The sequence below is a fragment of the Devosia sp. genome (assembly GCF_024707125.1).
In the GTDB taxonomy this organism is placed as follows: Bacteria; Pseudomonadota; Alphaproteobacteria; order Rhizobiales; family Devosiaceae; genus Devosia.
Genome location: NZ_JANQAH010000002.1, coordinates 66,451 through 84,772 on the forward strand (window position 1 = coordinate 66,451; position 18,322 = coordinate 84,772).

Annotated in this window: 19 protein-coding genes; 9 read left to right on the forward strand and 10 right to left on the reverse strand. The window is 63.1% G+C overall.

The window, feature by feature from the left end:
- Window positions 1-64: 64 nt before the first annotated feature.
- The 5 genes from NVV77_RS00845 to NVV77_RS00865 form a co-directional block, all read right to left on the reverse strand.
- On the reverse strand, window positions 65-289 hold the full coding sequence (locus NVV77_RS00845; protein ID WP_295409776.1) for a hypothetical protein: 225 nt from the start codon (window positions 287-289) through the stop codon (window positions 65-67).
- A 100-nt stretch (window positions 290-389) separates the two neighbouring features.
- Window positions 390-1,361, reverse strand: a complete 972-nt coding sequence (locus NVV77_RS00850; RefSeq protein WP_295409779.1) for a helix-turn-helix transcriptional regulator — start codon at window positions 1,359-1,361, stop codon at window positions 390-392.
- Between the two features lie 63 nt (window positions 1,362-1,424).
- Window positions 1,425-1,655 (reverse strand): hypothetical protein, encoded by a 231-nt coding sequence (locus NVV77_RS00855; RefSeq protein WP_295409781.1) that lies wholly within the window; start codon window positions 1,653-1,655, stop codon window positions 1,425-1,427.
- Between the two features lie 7 nt (window positions 1,656-1,662).
- A complete protein-coding gene (locus NVV77_RS00860) occupies window positions 1,663-2,505 on the reverse strand; it encodes a S49 family peptidase (protein WP_295409783.1) in 843 nt (280 codons plus the stop codon).
- Between the two features lie 45 nt (window positions 2,506-2,550).
- The gene (locus NVV77_RS00865; protein ID WP_295409785.1) at window positions 2,551-3,198 is read right to left on the reverse strand and encodes a methyltransferase; all 648 of its coding nucleotides are present in this window, start codon (window positions 3,196-3,198) and stop codon (window positions 2,551-2,553) included.
- Window positions 3,199-3,425: 227 nt separating this feature from the next.
- On the opposite strand from NVV77_RS00865, the gene NVV77_RS00870 reads away from it, so the two are divergent.
- Window positions 3,426-4,445 (forward strand): polyprenyl synthetase family protein, encoded by a 1,020-nt coding sequence (locus tag NVV77_RS00870; protein ID WP_295409787.1) that lies wholly within the window; start codon window positions 3,426-3,428, stop codon window positions 4,443-4,445.
- On the opposite strand, the gene NVV77_RS00875 is transcribed toward NVV77_RS00870, so the two are convergent.
- The 3 genes from NVV77_RS00875 to NVV77_RS00885 form a co-directional block, all read right to left on the reverse strand.
- Window positions 4,446-5,321 (reverse strand): 4-(cytidine 5'-diphospho)-2-C-methyl-D-erythritol kinase, encoded by an 876-nt coding sequence (locus NVV77_RS00875; RefSeq protein WP_295409789.1) that lies wholly within the window; start codon window positions 5,319-5,321, stop codon window positions 4,446-4,448.
- 9 nt (window positions 5,322-5,330) lie between these two features.
- A complete protein-coding gene (locus NVV77_RS00880; RefSeq protein ID WP_295409791.1) occupies window positions 5,331-7,049 on the reverse strand; it encodes a tetratricopeptide repeat protein in 1,719 nt (572 codons plus the stop codon).
- A 95-nt stretch (window positions 7,050-7,144) separates the two neighbouring features.
- Window positions 7,145-8,845, reverse strand: a complete 1,701-nt coding sequence (locus NVV77_RS00885) for an electron transfer flavoprotein-ubiquinone oxidoreductase (RefSeq protein ID WP_367178572.1) — start codon at window positions 8,843-8,845, stop codon at window positions 7,145-7,147.
- Between the two features lie 10 nt (window positions 8,846-8,855).
- On the opposite strand from NVV77_RS00885, the gene NVV77_RS00890 reads away from it, so the two are divergent.
- From NVV77_RS00890 to NVV77_RS00915, 6 genes are all read left to right on the forward strand, one after another.
- On the forward strand, window positions 8,856-9,668 hold the full coding sequence (locus tag NVV77_RS00890; protein ID WP_295409793.1) for a uracil-DNA glycosylase: 813 nt from the start codon (window positions 8,856-8,858) through the stop codon (window positions 9,666-9,668).
- 232 nt (window positions 9,669-9,900) lie between these two features.
- The gene (locus NVV77_RS00895; protein ID WP_295409795.1) at window positions 9,901-11,226 is read left to right on the forward strand and encodes an MFS transporter; all 1,326 of its coding nucleotides are present in this window, start codon (window positions 9,901-9,903) and stop codon (window positions 11,224-11,226) included.
- Window positions 11,204-11,740 (forward strand): molybdenum cofactor biosynthesis protein B, encoded by a 537-nt coding sequence (gene moaB, locus NVV77_RS00900; protein WP_295409797.1) that lies wholly within the window; start codon window positions 11,204-11,206, stop codon window positions 11,738-11,740. Before NVV77_RS00895 ends, moaB begins: the two co-directional genes overlap by 23 nt.
- Window positions 11,741-11,854: 114 nt before the next feature.
- Window positions 11,855-12,676 (forward strand): VOC family protein, encoded by an 822-nt coding sequence (locus NVV77_RS00905; RefSeq protein WP_295409799.1) that lies wholly within the window; start codon window positions 11,855-11,857, stop codon window positions 12,674-12,676.
- A 2-nt stretch (window positions 12,677-12,678) separates the two neighbouring features.
- On the forward strand, window positions 12,679-13,629 hold the full coding sequence (locus NVV77_RS00910; protein ID WP_295409801.1) for a glutathione S-transferase family protein: 951 nt from the start codon (window positions 12,679-12,681) through the stop codon (window positions 13,627-13,629).
- A complete protein-coding gene (locus NVV77_RS00915) occupies window positions 13,626-14,222 on the forward strand; it encodes a dienelactone hydrolase family protein (protein WP_295409803.1) in 597 nt (198 codons plus the stop codon). Before NVV77_RS00910 ends, NVV77_RS00915 begins: the two co-directional genes overlap by 4 nt.
- Before the next feature lie 136 nt (window positions 14,223-14,358).
- Here the strand turns inward: NVV77_RS00915 and NVV77_RS00920 are convergent, their stop codons facing one another.
- The gene (locus NVV77_RS00920) at window positions 14,359-15,840 is read right to left on the reverse strand and encodes an MDR family MFS transporter (protein ID WP_295409805.1); all 1,482 of its coding nucleotides are present in this window, start codon (window positions 15,838-15,840) and stop codon (window positions 14,359-14,361) included.
- 375 nt (window positions 15,841-16,215) lie between these two features.
- Here NVV77_RS00920 and NVV77_RS00925 point away from each other — a divergent pair, with 375 nt between their 5' ends.
- Window positions 16,216-17,217, forward strand: a complete 1,002-nt coding sequence (locus tag NVV77_RS00925) for a PA0069 family radical SAM protein (protein WP_295409807.1) — start codon at window positions 16,216-16,218, stop codon at window positions 17,215-17,217.
- A complete protein-coding gene (locus tag NVV77_RS00930; RefSeq protein ID WP_295409809.1) occupies window positions 17,214-17,363 on the forward strand; it encodes a hypothetical protein in 150 nt (49 codons plus the stop codon). Before NVV77_RS00925 ends, NVV77_RS00930 begins: the two co-directional genes overlap by 4 nt.
- A gap of 252 nt (window positions 17,364-17,615) precedes the next feature.
- Here NVV77_RS00930 and NVV77_RS00935 read toward each other — a convergent pair whose 3' ends face one another.
- Window positions 17,616-18,308: an HAD-IA family hydrolase gene (locus NVV77_RS00935; RefSeq protein ID WP_295409811.1), complete on the reverse strand. Its 693-nt coding sequence runs from the start codon at window positions 18,306-18,308 to the stop codon at window positions 17,616-17,618.
- Window positions 18,309-18,322 lie beyond the last annotated feature (14 nt).

Sequence of the window (18,322 nt, forward strand, 5' to 3'; positions counted from 1 at the left end):
TCCTGCAAATCTGCGGGACAAACCTCTAGTTTGACCTCTCTGCACGGTCAATGGCGCTTGGCACTCAGCGCATGCGGTAGCCGCGCATCAACTCGTCCAGCCAGCGATAGTTTTTGGCCTCTGGCCGGCCGATATCTACCCGCTGCCGAGCATCGAGACCGCTTAGCTGCCATTCCCGCCTGACGCCCATTCGCCAGAGGCGATAGTGCGCGATGAGGCGCTTTTGCCAGCGCGGGCGAACACTAGGATGGTGAGTGGGGATGGATACGAAGAGCGTTTCAACGGCCATGATAGCCTCCCGACAAATCGAACGCCGGGATGCTATGTCCATGGCTGGAAAAAGGCTGTGCCCGGATCGTGCGACATGGCGCTGTCGCCCGATCGGGTGACTAGGCGGGAATGCCGACGGAGAGCAGAACCCGCATCAGCGCGGGCTGGGTGTGTACGCCCGTCTTGTCGTAGATGCGCTGCAGGTGCGTTTTTGCCGTGTTGGCGGAAATATCCATCTCCCGGGCGGCATCGGGTAATGTCTGACCATCGGCAATGAGTCCAGCCAGACGCCGCTGGCCCGCAGACAGCCCATAGATGGCAGCTGCCAGATCAAGACGGGTTTCGGTGAGCCCCTGGCCTTCCATCAGGAAATAGATGGTGCCACCCTGGACCTGCACCCACCAGACCCGGGTCGGCAGGCCCTCGCCGGTCTCATGCACGATCGGCAAGCTGCCCCGGCCAGAATTGTAGCCACTATCCACATTGCTGGCCCAAGAAAGCGCCGCCGTCAGGCGGCGCTGACAAGCCGTGTCCCGCACCCGGAGCCGGCCATTGCGGATGACCAGATCGTCGTCCTCCTCGAGCCGTCGCACAGCCTCTGCGCTGGCCCAACGGACCGTGCCCTCGGCATTCAACTCAAGGATGGCCGCGCCATCGTGGAAGCCGTCATTGCCCATATGCCCGAGGACAGCGATCTTCCACCGCCCCTCGTGGCGCTCGAAGACGCGGAGTTCATGGGTCAGGCCCGAGCCCCTGAAGCCGGGATGGCCGCTCGGTGGATATTGCTGGTCGAACGCTGCCCAGGCCATATCCCCGTAGATGCGCAGGGTCAGGTTCTCGACCGTGGTCTTGTGGGCAAAGTCTGCGTCATAGGGCATCTCGTCGCCGGAGAACACCGACACGGCGCGACGCGCCAACTCCTCCCAGGAGCGGCGCACAAATGGTCCGCCCTGAACGTTATAGCCCCAGCGCGTGATATAGGGGGCATGAACGAAACAGGATGACCAGAGGTCGTAATTCTTGGTCCAAATGCCGATGCGATTGGCGTGGATCAGCGCCACTATCTCGGCACGGTCGTCCTCCTCGCTCACAGCGAGACCCTCCCAAGACCGCCGTCTTAAGAAGGATAGAGCGCAGCCTTGGCCCACGCAATCTCAATTGCTGCGGCCGTTATCCCTGTCGTTTGGCCGAAAAGTGCCGTCGTCACCGCGCTTGAGATCGATCACATCGGGCCGCTTGCGCTCTGCCAGGTCACGCTCGTGGCGGAGGCGTTTTTCCTCTTTGGCGTCATTGTCGAATTTTTGCGACCAATCCTTCCAGATGCGGCGGATGCCGAAATAGACCATCAGGGCCAAGACGGTGAATATCAGGATACGCAAAAGCATGGCGGTCTCAGAGGCCCAGGCGCGCCCAGAGCGCGCGATCATCAATAGTGGTCGTCACATCATCTACCACGCCCGCCGCTGAAAAGCCGAGACGGGGCAGCGCAAAGAAGGGGCGCTTGGGTGCAATGGGTTTGAGCACGATGTCGCGCCCATAGCGTTCGCGCAGGGTAGAATGCAGTTCGCCGATGCTGTCCACCAGCCCCAGTTCGACGCCGCGCATGCCCGGCCACCATTCGCCGGTAAAGAGCACGTCGTCCTCAGCCTTGAGCCTGCCGGTGCGATGGCGCTTCACGTGGTCGATAAACACCTGATGGATATCGAGTTCAAAACGCTTGATGCGCTCCACGTCCTCGGCCTTTTCCGGCAGGAAGGGATCGAGCGTCGACTTGTTCCGGCCGGCCGTATGCACGCGCCGCTCGACGCCGAGCTTTTCGAGTGCACCGACAAAGCCGAACGTCGCCATGATCACGCCGATGGAGCCGACAATGGACGAGGGATCGACGATGATTTCGTCGCCGGCCACGGCAATGAAATAGCCGCCCGAAGCGGCCGCATCCTCGACGAAGACCAGCACGGGCTTGCCCGTTTCGTCGGCCAGTTGCCTTATGCGGTTGGAAATCAGCCGGCTCTGCACCGGCGAGCCGCCGGGCGAATTGACGACGATGGCCACAACGGGAGCCGAGCGCATGTCAAAGGCGCGTTTGAGCAGCGGCTCGACGGATTCGATGTTGAGCCGGCCCGGACGCAGCTCGGCGGCGATCACGCCGTGGAGGCGTACAACCGGAATGATGGTAGGGCGGCGAATGAGACGAACGAACCAGTTCGGCTTGCGGGCAGGTGTTCCAGCCATGTCCCCTCCATGATTTTTCAGTGATTTAGGCATGGCCGCTGCGGATTACCAGTCGAGCGCCGCTTCCCCGCGAAAAATGGCGTCGAATTCCGGCGCAAAACCGCGCCCGCTTTCGCCATGCAGTGCCCTGCCGGCAAGCAGGGTCAGCGGCGCGCGCGAGCCCTTGGTGCCGCGCACCAGAATGCGCGTTGCCGGCTGCCCCGCCCGCGGCGAGATCGGCAATAGCGCGATGGCGCCGAATCGCGGGGTCAGTGCCGCGAGCAGCGAAGTCAGTCCTTGCGCAGGATAGACGATGATCACTTCGCCGCCCCCGGCAGCGCAGCCGGCAGCACACCGGACCCAGGCCTCAAGCCCGTCCTGCGCCATATGGCGCGCATCGGCCCGGCTCGCTTCCGGCGCCCGCGTCCCCTGCCCCGCCTCGAAAAAAGGCGGGTTGGCGATCACAGTCTCGAAATGATTGGCCCCGAGCCCGGCAGCATTTCGCACCGAGCCCGGCGCCAGGATGTCGAGCGCCAACACTTCAGCCCGCTCGGCAAAGCCATTGGCCACCACATTTTCGCGCGCCAGGGCCAGGGTCTCAGCGTGCCGCTCCACCAAAACGGCACGCTGCGCGCGCTCCAGCGCCAGTGCCACGAGCCCCGCCGTGCCCACGCCCGCGCCAAGGTCGAGCAGGTCTGCCGTACCCGCGCGCACGGACGCCCCCAGGAGCACGCTGTCGAACCCGGCACGAAACCCGTTGCGGGGTTGCGACAGAGTGATCCGGCCTGCCAAAAAGGCATCGCGCGTTGTGGTTTGGTGTTTTACAAAGTCAGTCGGCTGGTCTAGGGACATCGCACCCTGAAAGCTGGTTCTGCGCGAGTTTACATGCGCTGATATGGCGGGCTCAACCGATTTGCCGCCGGCGGCAAACGAGGACGGTAATGGCGGTCTCAGTTCTGACCCAGAAGAAAAACGTGCCGACAGGCAATCCGGTCGACAAACTGCTTGTGGCGACCGCCGATGAGATGGCCAAGGTCAATACACTGATCCTGAGCCGTGCGGAATCGCATGTCGACATGGTCCCCGAACTTGCCCGCTATCTCATCGAGAGCGGCGGCAAGCGCCTGCGTCCGATGCTGACCGTCGCCGCCGCCCTGCTGTTCGGCAAGGGCAAAGGCAACGAGGTCAACTTCGCCGCCGCTGTCGAGTTCATGCACAACGCCACCCTGCTCCACGACGATGTCGTCGACGAGAGCGACATGCGCCGCGGCAAGCCAGCTGCGCGCATGGTCTGGGGCAACAAGGCGTCCATCCTCGTCGGTGATTTCCTCCTCGGCCAGGCCTTCATGATGATGGTCGAAACCGGCGATATCGGGTCGCTCGGCGTGCTCTCGGCCGCCTCTGCGGTGATGGCCGAAGGCGAAGTGTTCCAGCTCGCCAAGACCGGCGATCTGACGACGACCGAAGCCGACTATGCCGAAGTGATCCGCGCCAAGACCGCCGTGCTTTTCAAGGCCGCCTGCGAAGTCGGCGCCATTTCGGGCGGCGCCGATGAAGCCGGCCGCGCGGCTCTCGCCCAATATGGTCTGGAATTGGGCAATGCCTTCCAGCTCGTCGACGACGCGCTCGATTATGGTGGGCAGTCTGGCGCCTTGGGCAAGAATGTCGGCGACGATCTTCGCGAAGGCAAGATGACCCTGCCGGTTATCCTGGCGCTCGCCGAAGGCAGCGAAGCCGAACGCGCCATCATCGCCGGCGCACTCGGCAAGGCCGATGCTTCGGAACTCGAAGTCAGCCAGGTCGTCGCGATCTTCAATCGCCACAACACGTTGGCCCGCACGCTCGAAAAGGCCCGCGCCCACGCTGCTGCCGCAGTAGAAGCGCTTGCAGACCTGCCCGAAAGCGAGATGAAGACTCTCCTCGGCGAAGTCGTCCTGCACAGCGTCAGCCGCGCGTCCTGATCACGGAACGATCAGCGGCGCTGCGGCGACCCAGTGATCGGGATTGCGCTCGCGCATCACCTGTGCGGCCTGATGCGCCTGCCCTTCGGACCCAAAAAGCCCGAATACTGTCGCGCCCGACCCCGACATGCGCGACAGGATGCAGCCCTGCGTCTGGGCCAGGTCATCAACAATAAAACCGATCTCCGGCACCAGCTTTACCGCCGGCGGCTGCAGGTCGTTTCGCGTTTCCGCGAGCCACAGGCCCAATTGCGCCGGGCGCGTCAGCGGCTCGGGTAAAGCTGGAAGCGGATAATTGTCATGCGCCCGCAGGCGCCTGAACACATCCGCCGTCGCCACCGGCACCAGCGGATTGACCAGCACGATATGCGTGGTGGGAAAGGCGGACAGGGGCGAAAGGATCTCGCCAACGCCCCGCGCTACCAGCGGCCGGCTCAAGAGACACGCCGGAACATCGGCGCCGAGCGTCGCGGCAAGATCCGCCAGATCGGCAAGCGGCACCGGCTCGCGCGCCATGCGCACCAAAATACGCAGCGCCGCCGCGGCGTCGGCCGAGCCGCCGCCAATGCCCGCCGCAACCGGGAGGTGCTTTACGAGGTGCATAGCAAGGCCGTCGGGTACGATCCCCGGCCAGCGCTGCCGAAAGGCGCCAAGCGCCCGCATGACAAGATTGGTGCCGCCCGTACCGAGCGCCGCCGCAAACGGCCCCGAGATTGCAAGGCTATCCGCTGCCGCCTCAACCGCCTCCAGTTCATCCGCGACATCGGCAAAGACGATCAGGCTTTCGAGGTCGTGATAGCCGTCCTCGCGCCGACGCGTGACATGCAGCGCCAGGTTGATCTTGGCCGGCGCTGCTTCAACAAAGGTTTCCGTCATGCTGGCGGACTATTCCGTCGCGGTCGCCGGGGTCAGGCCATCCTCGAGCTTCGGCCCGACGCGCTCGGCAACATTGCCGACCTCGTCCACCGACTTGGCGACCTTCCACTGGAACTGGGCTTCAAGACGCCGCCCGGCTTTCCAGTAGGCATCGCCCAGATGGTCGTTGATCTCAGCATCATTGGGCCGCAGCATCACGGCGCGTTCCAGCGTCTCGACGGCCTCATCGATACGACCAAGCTTGTAAAAAGCCCAGCCGAGCGAATCAACAACATAGCCATCCTGGGGCTGCGCCTCGACGGCCTTCTCGATCATGCCCAGAGCCTCATCGAGGTTCATGTCCATGTCGATCCAGGAATAGCCGAGATAGTTGAGCACCGATGGCTGATCGGGATTGAGCTCCAGCGCCTTGAGGAAATCGGCCTCGGCCTGCGGCCAGTGCTTGGCGCGCTCATTGGCAATGCCGCGCACATAGTAGAAGCGCCAATCGGCCGGCGCTTCGCCCCCGGTGATTTCCAGGGCCTTGGTATAGGCCTCCGCTGCGTCCTCATATTGCTCGTCATAGCGCAGGAGATCGCCGAGCACGGAAACCGCATCGAGATCGCCGGGGCGGGTCGCAACGATATTGCGCAGGCGTCGCAGCGCTTCGGCGCGATCGCCCATGGCATCGAGGTTTTGTGCGATGCGCACGACAGCCGTCGGCTTCATCGGCGAAGACGAGCCTACCGCATCATAAATCTCATTGGCCGCGTCGTGCTGGCCTTCGGAGTCGAGCAACAGGCCGGCGGCAAGGCCGATCACGTCAGCATTAGGGTCGAGATAGTGACCGAGGCGCAGGAAGACCAGCGCCAGGTCCTTGCTGCCATCGCGCGATAGCGCAACGCCGATACCATGGAACATTTCGGCGGCGCCAAGCTGCACATTGGTGGCAAAAACGCCAGGCCGCCGCTTGGCGTCCACCGCTTCCTTGACCACGGTGACCAGAGGATGGGTCAGCCCCTGGTCCTCAAAGGTCGCGATCACCTCGGCCGCTTCATCGAAGCGACCTTCATTGGCGAGCATGCGCGAATAGACTTCCACCATGCGCGCGACATAGGGCTCGTTCTCAAACGCCTGAGCGGCAAGCTCCAGTGCCTTGGCCTTCTCGCCGGCAACTTCCGCCATCAGGGCGCGGTGGAAAACCAGAAAATCCTCGAGCCCGGTATCGCCAAGCTTGGCGAGGATCGCGTCGGCCTCGTCATAGCGCTTTTCGCCAACCAGGGCCCAGGCACGCAAAATCCCCGCCGTGATCCCGGTAAAAGTGTCCTGCGAAATTGTCTCCAGCGCATTGCCGGCCGCGCCATAGCGGCGCTCCTTCAACGCCTCGGTGGCGATAACCAGTTCGGCAAGCTCGTTCTGGCCGACGAGTTCCTTCAGGCGCTTGGCGACCTGGGCCGATTGCCCGATCTGTCCATTGGCGGCAAAGGCAATGAAGGAGCGCTCGACCAGCACCGGATTGTCCCAGTCGCTCTGCGCTGCTTCGTTGAAATAGCGAGCGGCTTCACTGGTGCGCAATTCTTCGAGCGCCTGGCGGCCGGCAAGATAGGAGCCGGTGGCGCTGGGGCGGAACAGCTGCAGCATGTCGAGCAGGTTCGAAGAACTGCTCTGGGCCGAGGCCGCAGGCACCAGCGCCAGCGCGAGGATCGTCGCCAGAATGGGCCGGGCCAGTCGGTTCGAAAGCAAGGTCACGTGCAGAATTCTCCATATGCCGCCAAGGGCACGCTTTGGCCGTAAAGATTGTCCGTTTTGCGACTGCGCCGCAAGGCCGCGCGGCTTATGCGCGGTCACATTCCGCTGTAGTTGGGCCCGCTACCGCCCTCTGGCGGCACCCAGGTGATGTTCTGGGCCGGGTCCTTGATATCGCAGGTCTTGCAATGGACGCAGTTGGCCGCGTGGATGCGGAACACCGGCTCGCCGTTCTCGCTGGCCATTTCATAGACACCGGCGGGGCAGTAAAGCGGCGCCGGCTCGCCATAAAGCGGCAGGTTTTCGCGCACCGGGATCGTCGGATCTTTCAGCCTGAGATGAACCGGCTGGTCCTCATCATGCGCCAGATTGGCGAGGAAAACCGAGGAAGCGCGATCAAAGGTCAGCTTGCCATCCGGGCGCGCATAGTTGCGCCCCTGGACCGCGGCCCGCTTCTTCAACTTTGCGAAATCCGGCGCGCCATGCGAGCGCAGGTTGAGCAGCGACCGTCCGAAAATGGCCGAAAACCAGAGGTCGGCGCCAATGGCCAGCGAGCCGACAATCGTGCCCAGCCGCGACCAGAGCGGCTTGGCATTGGCAACACCCTTCAATTCCTTCTCGATGCCCGTGCGCAGCACGCTCTGGGCAAAGTCTTCCACGAGGTCGTGCTGCCGCCCGGCGACAACCGCAGTTCCCACCGCATCGGCCGCGCCAATGCCGGAGAGAATGGCATTATGGATAGCCTTCAGCCGCGGCGCATTCATAAAGCCGGCCGAACAGCCAATAAGCCCGCCGCCGGGGAATGCGAGGCTAGGCACCGACTGCCAGCCCCCCGCCGTCACCGCGCGAGCGCCATAGCTCACGCGCGTACCGCCTTCGAGCATTTTGGCCACTGAGGGATGCGACTTGAAGCGCTGGAACTCATCGAAGGGCGAGAGGGTCGGATCGGCATAGTCGAGATAGGTGACAAGCCCGACATAAAGCTTCCTGTCCTCGGCGTGATAGACAAAGCCACCGCCCGCCGTCGAATTGTCGAGCGGGAAACCGAGATAGTGATCCACCTGCCCCGCATGGTGCTTCTCGGCCGGAATCTCCCAGACTTCCTTGATCCCAAGCCCATATTTCTGCGGTTCACGGCCCAGATCGAAATTGCCGATGATCTGCTTGGCCAGCGATCCCCGCGCACCCTCGGCAATCAGCGTATATTTGGCTTCGAGCGCGATGCCCTCGGCAAAGCCCGATTTCGGATTGCCCTCGGCATCGCGGCCAAGGTCGCCGGTAATGACCCCGCGCACCGGACCGTCCCCCGAGCGCAGCATATCCACCGCCGCCGTCATCGGGAAAATATCAACACCCAGTTCCGTGGCTTGCTCGCCCAGCCACTGCACCAGTCGTCCGAGGCTGACGATCACCGCACCTGGCGTCTTGAGCTGCGGCGGCACCAGGATGTCGGGCAAAACGAAGTCGCCCTTGGCCGTCAGATAGTGAAATGTGTCATGGGTGACATCGGGCCCAACCGGCGCGCCCTTGAGGCGCCAGTCCGGCAACAGGGCATCGAGCCCGATCGGGTCCATCACGGCGCCCGACAGGATGTGTCCGCCGATCTCGGCCGACTTTTCCACCACTGTCACGCTCAGTTCGGGATGGCGCTGTTTCAGCCGAATGGCCGCCGCAAGGCCCGAAGGACCGGCACCGACAATAAGAATGTCGGTTGAAATTGTCTCTCGATTGCCAGCTTCGGCCATAGTCCAACCCTCAACGTCGGCAGGCGACTGGTCGCCTCGAATGCGGTGTGACATAACGGGCCCCATGTCTCAAGGTCGAGAACTCAACAAGGCCGAACTGCTTGCCGTGCTGGACTGGTATCGTGCCGCCGGCGTGGATCTGGCCGTCGGCGAGGACCCGGTCGACCGCTTCGCCCAGCCAGCCCCCACGCCCTCCCCGGCCCAGGCCTTGCGCCAGGCCGCCGCTGCCCCCGCCCAGCCCCCGCCGCCGGCCACCGCAGCCATAACCGGCGACCCATCCGAAGCGCGAAAACTCGCTGCATCGGCCGGTACGCTCGACGAGTTGCAAAAGATTCTCGAAGTTTACGATGGTTGCAGCCTGAAATTCCGGGCCACACAGCTCGTCTTTGCCGACGGCAATCCCGAAGCCAAGATCATGCTGATCGGCGAAGCCCCGGGCGCCGAAGAGGATCGGCAGGGAAAACCCTTTGTCGGCCGCTCCGGCCAATTGCTCGACCGCATGCTCGGCGCCATCGGCCTCGACCGCACCAAGGTTTTCATCGTCAACACCGTCCCCTGGCGCCCGCCCGGCAATCGCACACCGACGCCCGAAGAGATGGAACTGTGCCTGCCCTTCCTCAACCGTCAGGTTGAGCTGGTGGCGCCAAAGCTGGTCCTGACGCTCGGCGGCCCGGCCATGCAGACCGTATTCAAGACATCAGCCGGCATCATCAAGATGCGCGGCCGCTGGCAGGATGTTGCGATTGGCAACCATCAGGTCGACGCGCTGCCGACGCTCCATCCGGCCTATCTCCTGCGCAACCCGGCCGCCAAGCAGCAGGCCTGGGCGGATTTGCTGAGCTTGAAAATGAAGATGGACAGCCTGGGGCTGAGCTGAAGGTCATCGCCTGCCACTGGCCGTCATCCTCGGGCTTGACCCGAGGACACTTCACTTAATGACAACGCGGCAAGTGCAGGGCCCTCGGGTCAAGCCCGAGGGTGACGAACTCCGATAGCCACCCAACTTTTTCCCCCGCCTCCCCATTTCCGCCCTATCGCTCATTCTATGTCGCGCTATGGTCACCATTCGGTGATTTGCAACGTTTCGCAGCCTTTATTCTCAGAGCGCCATGGCTTCCGTCATCAAAATCTATGCCCTGTTCCTCGGCTCGGCCCTGTTGATGTTCGGAGGTGGCCTGCAAGGCCTCCTGCTCTCGGTGCGTGGCGCGGAGGAAGAGTTTTCCCTCCTCGCGCTCGGCCTTATCGGCACCGGCTGGTCAGTCGGCTTCGTCGCCGGCTCCATCATGGTCCCCATGATCGTGCGAAAAGTCGGCCATATCCGCGCCTATTCGGTCATGGCCGCCATCGGCACCATCACGATCCTGCTCAACCTGTTGTGGATCAACGACATCGGCTGGATCGTGCTGCGTGCCCTCTCCGGGTTCTGCTTTGCCGGCGCCGCCATGATCGTTGAAAGCTGGCTCAACGAAGTCGCCGACAACAAGAGCCGCGGCACCATCTTTTCGATCTATGTGACCATCAATCTCGCCGCCTCGACGGTCGGCCAGATTGCCATGTCGATCACCGGCACCGCCGGCTACCTACCCTTCGTCATCGGCGCCATCAGCTTCATCTGCGCGCTGCTGCCCACCGCCCTCACATCGAGCCCGCAGCCGCGCCCGCTGGCCTCCGCCAAACTCGACCTGCCGCTTCTGATCAAGACCTCGCCTGTCGCCGCTGTCGCCGCCTTCTGCTGCGGCATGGCCAATGGCTCCTTCGGCACGCTGGCTCCGGTCTATGGCTATGAACAAGGCCTCGACGCATCAGGCATTGCGCTCCTGTTCTCCATCGCCGCCATTGCCGGCGCGGTCGCGCAAATCCCCTTCGGCCGCCTTTCCGACCGTATCGACCGCCGCCAGGTCATGATCGGCCTTGGCGCGGGCTCTGCCGTCGTCGGCCTTCTCATTGTCGTCATCAATCCCAGCGCCGGCTGGCTGATGTATGTGCTCTTCGGCCTTTATGGCCTTGCCGCCAACCCGCTCTACCCAATCGCCGTGGCCCATGCGAACGACTTTGCCAAAGATGGCGACTTCGCCAAGATCGCCGGCGGCATGCTGCTCATTCTCGGCGTCGGCCTCGCCATCGGCCCAGCCATTGCCTCGGTGCTGATGAGTTCCATCGCGCCCATGGCGCTCTTCATCATCACCGCCATTTTCCATGCCGCCGTCGCCGGCTTCGCCTTCCTCCGCATGCGCGTCCGCAAGAGCGTTGATGCCGCTGACCGCGCGCCGTTCCAGCCCATGGATCGTCAGGTGACGCCGGAATCTATTGTGCTCGATCCGCGGGCTGATAGTGATGCCGAGGACGAGGTGATCGTGCGGCACGAGTCGGCGGCCCCCGAAGAGCTGATCGAAACCGTGGAGCCCAAGCGCGATGTTCAAGACGGAACGGTTTGAGGACCGGGCGTTCAAGCCCCTCTCCATCGCAGTCATCGCCGTTTCCGATACGCGGACGCTCGAAACCGATACCGGCGGCGCACTCCTGAAGTCTTTGCTCGAAGCCGATGGCCACACCTGCTTCGAGCGCCAGGTCGTTCGTGACGACATCCAGCTCATCCGCGCCGCCGTTCAGGCCTATGTCGCCAATCCCAAGGTCGACGTTGTTCTGACCACCGGCGGCACCGGCTTTTCCGGTCGCGACGTCACGCCCGAAGCTGTCGAACCGCTCTTCGACAAGCGCATGGAAGGCTTTTCCGTCCTCTTCCACCAATATTCAGGCACCACAGTCGGCACGAGTTCGATGCAGTCGCGCGCCACTGCTGGCCTCATCGGCACCACTTTCGTCTTCTCCCTCCCCGGTTCACGTGGCGCCTGCCGCGATGCCTGGGAAGGCATTTTGACCCAGCAACTCGATTACCGGCACAAGCCGTGCAATCTGGTGGAACTGATGCCGCGCCTCGAAGAGCGCTGACTTTCTCATTTTCCCGAACAACACGTTCGGCATCGTTCGCTTTACGGAGCCGATCGTAAAGCGCATTTGAATGGGCAGAGAGCGCGGACAGTCCGCGCCAAGGAATCTTAGCCCATGTCCGCAACGGCCCCCATGCAGATCGGCCTGGTGACGCTCAATGTGCGCCAGGTAGACACGGTTTCCGACTATTATCGCCACCTGCTCGGTCTCGAAGTGATCGACCGGGACGGCTCCACCTTGCGCCTCGGCGTGGGCAAGACGCCGCTGCTCGAACTGCGCGGCAACACCGACTTCGCTCAGCGCAATCCGCGCTCGCCCGGTCTCTTCCACACCGCTTTCCTGATGCCCAGCCGCACCGACCTCGCCGCCTGGCTGCGCTATGTCGCCAAGGAACGCATCGGCGTCGGCGGCGCCTCGGACCACCTCGTCAGCGAGGCCTTCTATCTCAACGACCCCGAAGGCAATGGCATCGAGGTCTATGGCGATCGCCCGCGCGCCGATTGGCCGAACGACAATGGCCTCATCCAGATGGCGTCGGATCCGCTCGATATCGCCGATCTCCTGCATTTCGACGAGGCCACCACCTGGTCCGGCGCGCCTGCCGACATGATCGTCGGCCACATGCACCTTCAGGTGGGTGATCTCCCCACCGCCGAGCCCTTCTATTCCGGCGTCCTCGGCACCGACATCACCTGCCACTATCCCGGCGCCACCTTCTACGGCGCCGGCGGCTATCACCATCAGCTCGCGACCAATACCTGGTCGAGCCGCGGCGCTGGTCCGATTGATCCCAAGACCACCGGCCTCGTCGGCTTCGAACTCATCCTCGACACCAATGCACAGCACGACGCCATCACCGCCCGCGCCGCTACAAGCGGCAACACGCTCACCGACCCGTGGGGCCTAGCCCTCACGCTCAGCACCAAGGAGGCCTGAACATGCTCGTCAACGGAAAGTGGACCGCCAATTGGCAGCCGGTGCAGGGCGTTGATGCCAAGGGCGGCTTCGTGCGCCAGACCTCGTCCTTCCGCAACTGGATCACGCCCGATGGCAGCGCCGGCCCGACCGGTAGCGCCGGCTTCAAGGCCGAAGCCGGCCGCTACCATCTCTATGTCGCGCTGATCTGCCCCTGGGCCTCGCGCACCATTATCGGCCGCAGCCTAAAAGGCCTCAATGACGTCATCTCCATGTCCGTCGTCGAACCCGAACTGACCGACGAAGGCTGGCGCTTTGCAACGCCCGACCCGATCAACGGCGCCACCTATATGCACGAGATCTATGCCGCAGCCGACCCAACCGTCAGCGGCCGCGCCACCGTGCCTGTGCTCTGGGACAAAAAGCAAAACACCATCGTCAACAATGAGAGCGCCGATATCCTGCGCATGCTCAATTCCGGCTTTGGCGACCTCGCCTCGGACGAATACGACCTCTACCCGGAAGCCCTGCGCGCCGAGATCGACGCGCTCAACGACTACATCTATCCGCGCCTCAACAACGGCGTCTATCGCGCCGGTTTCGCCACCACCCAGCTCGCCTATGACGAAGCCTATGCCGATGTCTTCGCAGCGCTCGACACGCTCGAAGCCCGCCTCGAAGGCAAAAGCTTCCTCTTCGGCGACACGCTGACCGAAACCGATATCCGCGCCTTCGTGACCCTGGTTCGGTTCGACGCCGCTTATCACGGTCTCTTCAAGACCAATTATAGGCGTATCGCCGACTACGCGAATCTGCAGGCCTATATGTTCCGCGTGCTCGACATTCCGGGCATCCGCGAGACCGTAAACATCGACCACATCAAGCGCGGCTACTATTCCATCAAGTCGCTCAACCCCAATGGCATCGTGCCCCGTGGCCCCAACATCCCGGGCCTTTATGAGGTGACATTATGAGCGACAGTCTCGTCATTCTCCTCCACGGCGTCGGCAGCTCTGGCGCCGATATCGGTGGCCTCGCTCCGGCCCTCGCCCCGGCCCTGCCGAACACAAAATTCGTCAGCCCCGACGGCCCCGGCCGCTTCAACGCCGGCCACCAGTGGTTCTGCGTTACCGGCGTCACCACCGAAAACCGCCCCGCCCGCGTCGCCGCCGCGCGCCCGTCCTTCGATGCCATCCTCTCCGATATCATCGGCCGCGAAGGCTTTGCCGGGCGCCTCGACCGCGTCGCGTTGGTCGGCTTCTCGCAGGGTTCGATCATGGCCCTCGACGCCATAGCATCCGGCCGCTGGCCGGTCGCCGGCGTCGTCGCCTTCTCCGGCCGTCTTGCCTCGCCCGAGCCGCTGGAACCGATAAAAGGCTCAAAACTGCTGCTGGTTCACGGCACCGAAGATCACATGATGCCGGTTTCCGAAGTCGCCAATGCCGAGGCAAAGCTCTCGCCGCTCGGCGTAGCCACCAGCCGCTTCATCCAGCCGGGCCTCGGCCATTCAGTCTCCGCCGAAGGCGTGGCCGAAGCAGCGAAATTTTTGGGCGGTCTATTCGCCTGAATCTTTCCTCTCCCACGGTGTCATTCCCGCGAAAGCGGGAACCTCTGTTTCGAAACGGAGGTCCCCGCCTTCGCGGGGATGACATCGAGCATGGAAACAAAAAGGCTGGGCAATCGCCCGGCCTTTTCTCATGTCATCAGTGACCCATTGCCGGGCCACCATGCCCGCCTTCCGGCCGCTTCACGAAGAACGCGGCCACGATCATCAGCAGCGACACGATGGCGCCGCAGAGGAACCCGCCGCGAATACCGGCCGCCAATGCATCGACCGCATCGAGCCCAGCCGCAGCACCCGCCGCCGTCTGCAAGCTCATCACCGCCACAAAGAGCGCGATACCGGCCGCACCGGCCACCTGCTGCACGGAGCCCAGAATGGCGCTGGCATGCGAGTAGAACTTTGGCGGCACCGAGCTCATCGACGAGGTAAAGAGCGGGGTGAAGGTGAAGGCGAGGCCAACGCTGAGCACGATGTGACCGGCAACCACGGCCCAGACCGGAGTATGCTGACTAACCAGCGTCAGCGCCCACATCACGGCCGAAACCGCAATGACACCCGGCACCAGCAGCGGCTTGGGACCAAAGCGGTCATAGAGACGACCAACCACCGGACCAAGCACGCCCATGAGCAGGCCACCCGGCAGCAGCAGCATGCCGGTCTGCAAGGTATCAAGACCCAGCACCTTCTGCGTATAGATCGGCAGCAGGATCGAGCTACCCAGCAGCGCCACCATGGCCACGGCCATGGTGATCAGCGCAAAGGTATAGTTCTTGTGCTGCAGCGTACGCAGGTCGAGCAGCGCCTTGTCCTCGTTCTGGAGACCAAACTGGCGCCAGACGAAAGCCGCCATGGAAACCAGACCCAGGGCAATCGGCGCCCAGGCCGGAATGGCCGAACCATGCTCGGCGCCTTCACCCAAGCTCGACAGACCATAGACGAGACCGCCGAAGGCAAAGGCCGAAAGAATGACCGACAGCACATCGAGCGGCGCATAACGCGGCGTCGAGACATTGCGGATGCGGCTTGCACCGATGACCAGCGCCAGGATGGCGATGGGCAGGGTGAAATAGAACATGAAGCGCCAATCGAAATGGGCAAGGATAAACCCGCCGATCGTCGGGCCGATGGCCGGAGCCACGGACATGACGATGGAAATATTGCCCATGACCTTGCCCCGCCCTTCCGGCGGCACCAGCGACATCACCGTGGTCATCAGCAGCGGCATCATGATGGCCGTGCCAACGGCCTGCACGACGCGACCAACGATCAGCAGCTCAATACCCGGCGAAACGGCGCAGATCAGCGTGCCGGCCGTAAAGACCGACATGGCGATCATGTAGATCGGCCGCGTATTGAGGCGCTGCAACAGGAAGCCGGTGATCGGAATCACCACGGCCATGGTCAGAAGAAAGGCGGTGGTCAGCCATTGCGCCAGGCTCGCGGTCACGCCGAGATCGGTCATCAGGTGCGGGATGGCCACGCTCATGATGGTTTCGTTGAGGAACACCACAAAGGTGGACACGAGCAGAAGCCCGATGACCAACCGGTTGCGCGCCGCATTGTCAGGATGATGGGGAGCGCTTTGTTCAAGCGCGTCGAATGTTGCTGTGTCTGTCGTCATGTCCATACCCTCACTAAAGCGCGTGACACCCTTGCGACGCATGGCATCGCCGGAGTTCGACAGCGCTTTCCAATTTTCCTGCGACAAGGCCTGTCAGCAGCCATCAGTTTAGACTGCGCTTAACTAATCCCCGGAGGGATTGGCGGTCAATGCTAAATTTTAGACTTAACTAATGCGCCCCATTTTCGGGGGCGCCTTCACTACTCCCGCGGGGTTGTTCCGTCCAGTCCAAATTCGCGCAGGGCTGCATTGCGACGCGAAAAATTGAGAACAAAAACTAAACATCGTTCTTGTTGTGTTCTCATTCGATTGCTAGATTTGGAACGCGCCGACGAGGTCGATTCCAACCGGGGCGGAAGCAGCAGGAGATATGCCATGGCCCTTTATCAGGCCCCAAGCTTCGAAGCGCTGGAACGTCTCAGCCAGAGCCGTGACGCCGATCTGGCGCGGCGCGAGCTGCTCAATTCCGACCGCATCCGCGGTCGCGGCGCCCAGTCGAACCATACCGGCCGCTTCGAAACGCATTCGCGCGAAAATTTCGATGATGGCTGGGGTGTCGTCGAAGCCCTGCCCATGACCGAGACGGTCGAGCATGCCGAACGGGCCAAGACGATCATCACCACCAATGACAGCCCTGATATCGGCTTCGAGCGCTCGATCAATGCCTATCGCGGCTGCGAGCATGGCTGCTCCTATTGCTACGCCCGCCCCACCCATGCCTATCTCGGCCATTCGGCCGGCGTCGATTTCGAGCGCGAGATCTACGTCAAGACCAATGCGGTGGAAGCCCTGCGCAACGAACTCGGCGCAAAATCCTATCGCCCAAAGCCCATTGCCATGGGCACCAATACCGACCCCTACCAGCCCTCCGAGCGTAAGCACCAGCTCACCCGCGGCATTCTGGAGGTCATGCTCGAAACGCGCCATCCGGTGATGATCACCACCAAGTCGGCGCTGATCCTGCGCGATCTAGATCTGCTCTCGGAATTGGCCAAGCTCGGCCTCGCCAAGGTCGCGATTTCCGTGACCTCCATGGATCACAAGCTCAGCCGCAAGATGGAGCCCCGCGCCTCCTCGCCCGCAAGGCGCCTCGAAGCCATCCGCGCCCTCAGCGAAGCCGGCGTCCCGACCGCCATATTTGCTTCGCCGATGATCCCGGCCATCAACGACATGGAGCTCGAGCGCATCCTCGACGCCGGCAAGGCCCAGGGCGCGCTGGCCGCGTCGATGATCCTCCTCCGCCTCCCCGGCGAAGTGCGCGACGTTTTCCGCGAGTGGCTTCTGCGCCACTTCCCCGACCGCGTCCGCCACGTCCTCGCCCTCGTCCGCGACACCCGCGGGGGCGGGACTATGACTCGCGCTTCGGCACCAGAATGACCGGCGAAGGCCCCTACGCCACCCTGCTCCGCCAGCGTTTCGACAAAGCGCGCGAACGCTACGGGCTCGACACGAAGCTGCCGGGTCTCCGCACCGACCTCTTCGTCCCGCCTACGCTGGAGAGCAAGCAGATGAGTTTGTTCTGAAGCTCTCCCTCATCCGGCGCTACGCGCCACCTTCTCCCCGAGGGGGAGAAGAACAGGACGGTTCCCATAGATGTATCGGTGACCCCTTCTATTCCTCTCCCCCTCGGGGAGAGGGTGGATCGCGCATAGCGCGAGACGGGTGAGGGTGCTTGCCTAGAAGTACAACCTCCCATCCTGCGTCACCACCGGGCTTGTCCCGGTGGTCCATGCCTCCGCGAGAGACTTCCGGACCAAGCCCGGCAATGAAGCCAACTACGCGCTCAGCGCCTCGCTCGCCCCAACGCGCTCGGCAATAAAACGCAACATCTGCCGATCGGTGTAATCCCGCGCCGCCAGTGTCGCGCCCGCTTCCAGCAACTGCGCCAGTTCCAGCCCCGTCGCCATCCCAACCGTCGCAATCCCCGCCGAAGTCGCCGACTTCAACCCGGTCCGCGAATCCTCGAAAGCCACGCAGTTCTTGGCATCGGCCCCGAGTATCTTCAGCCCCTCCAGATAAGGCAGCGGATGCGGCTTCCCAAACTCCAGTTCATCCCCAATCACCAGCCCCTTGAACCGGTGACGCGCCCCGATGCTATTAAGAAGCTGCTCGGCATTGTCCCGCGGCGCATTGGTCACCGCCACCGCCGGCAACCCGATCGCATCGGCCCAATCAAGCAGCGCAAAAAGCCCATGCACCGGCTCGACGCCCTCCGCCGCCAGCGAGCGGAACAGGGCTTCCTTTTCCATCATGATTTCCCACTGCCGCTCCGGCGTCTCATGCGGCAGGAACTGCGCGCCGATCGCCTCATTGGCGAGGCCCTGCAACTCCCGCCCAAAGCGTTCGCGGTCGAAATGGTGCCCATAAGGCGCAAAGGCCCGATTAAAAGCTTCGAGATGCAGCGGATCGCTCTCGACCAGCGTTCCATCGATGTCAAAAAGGAGTCCGGCGCCGGGCTTGAGAGTCATGGTCATTCCGTCGA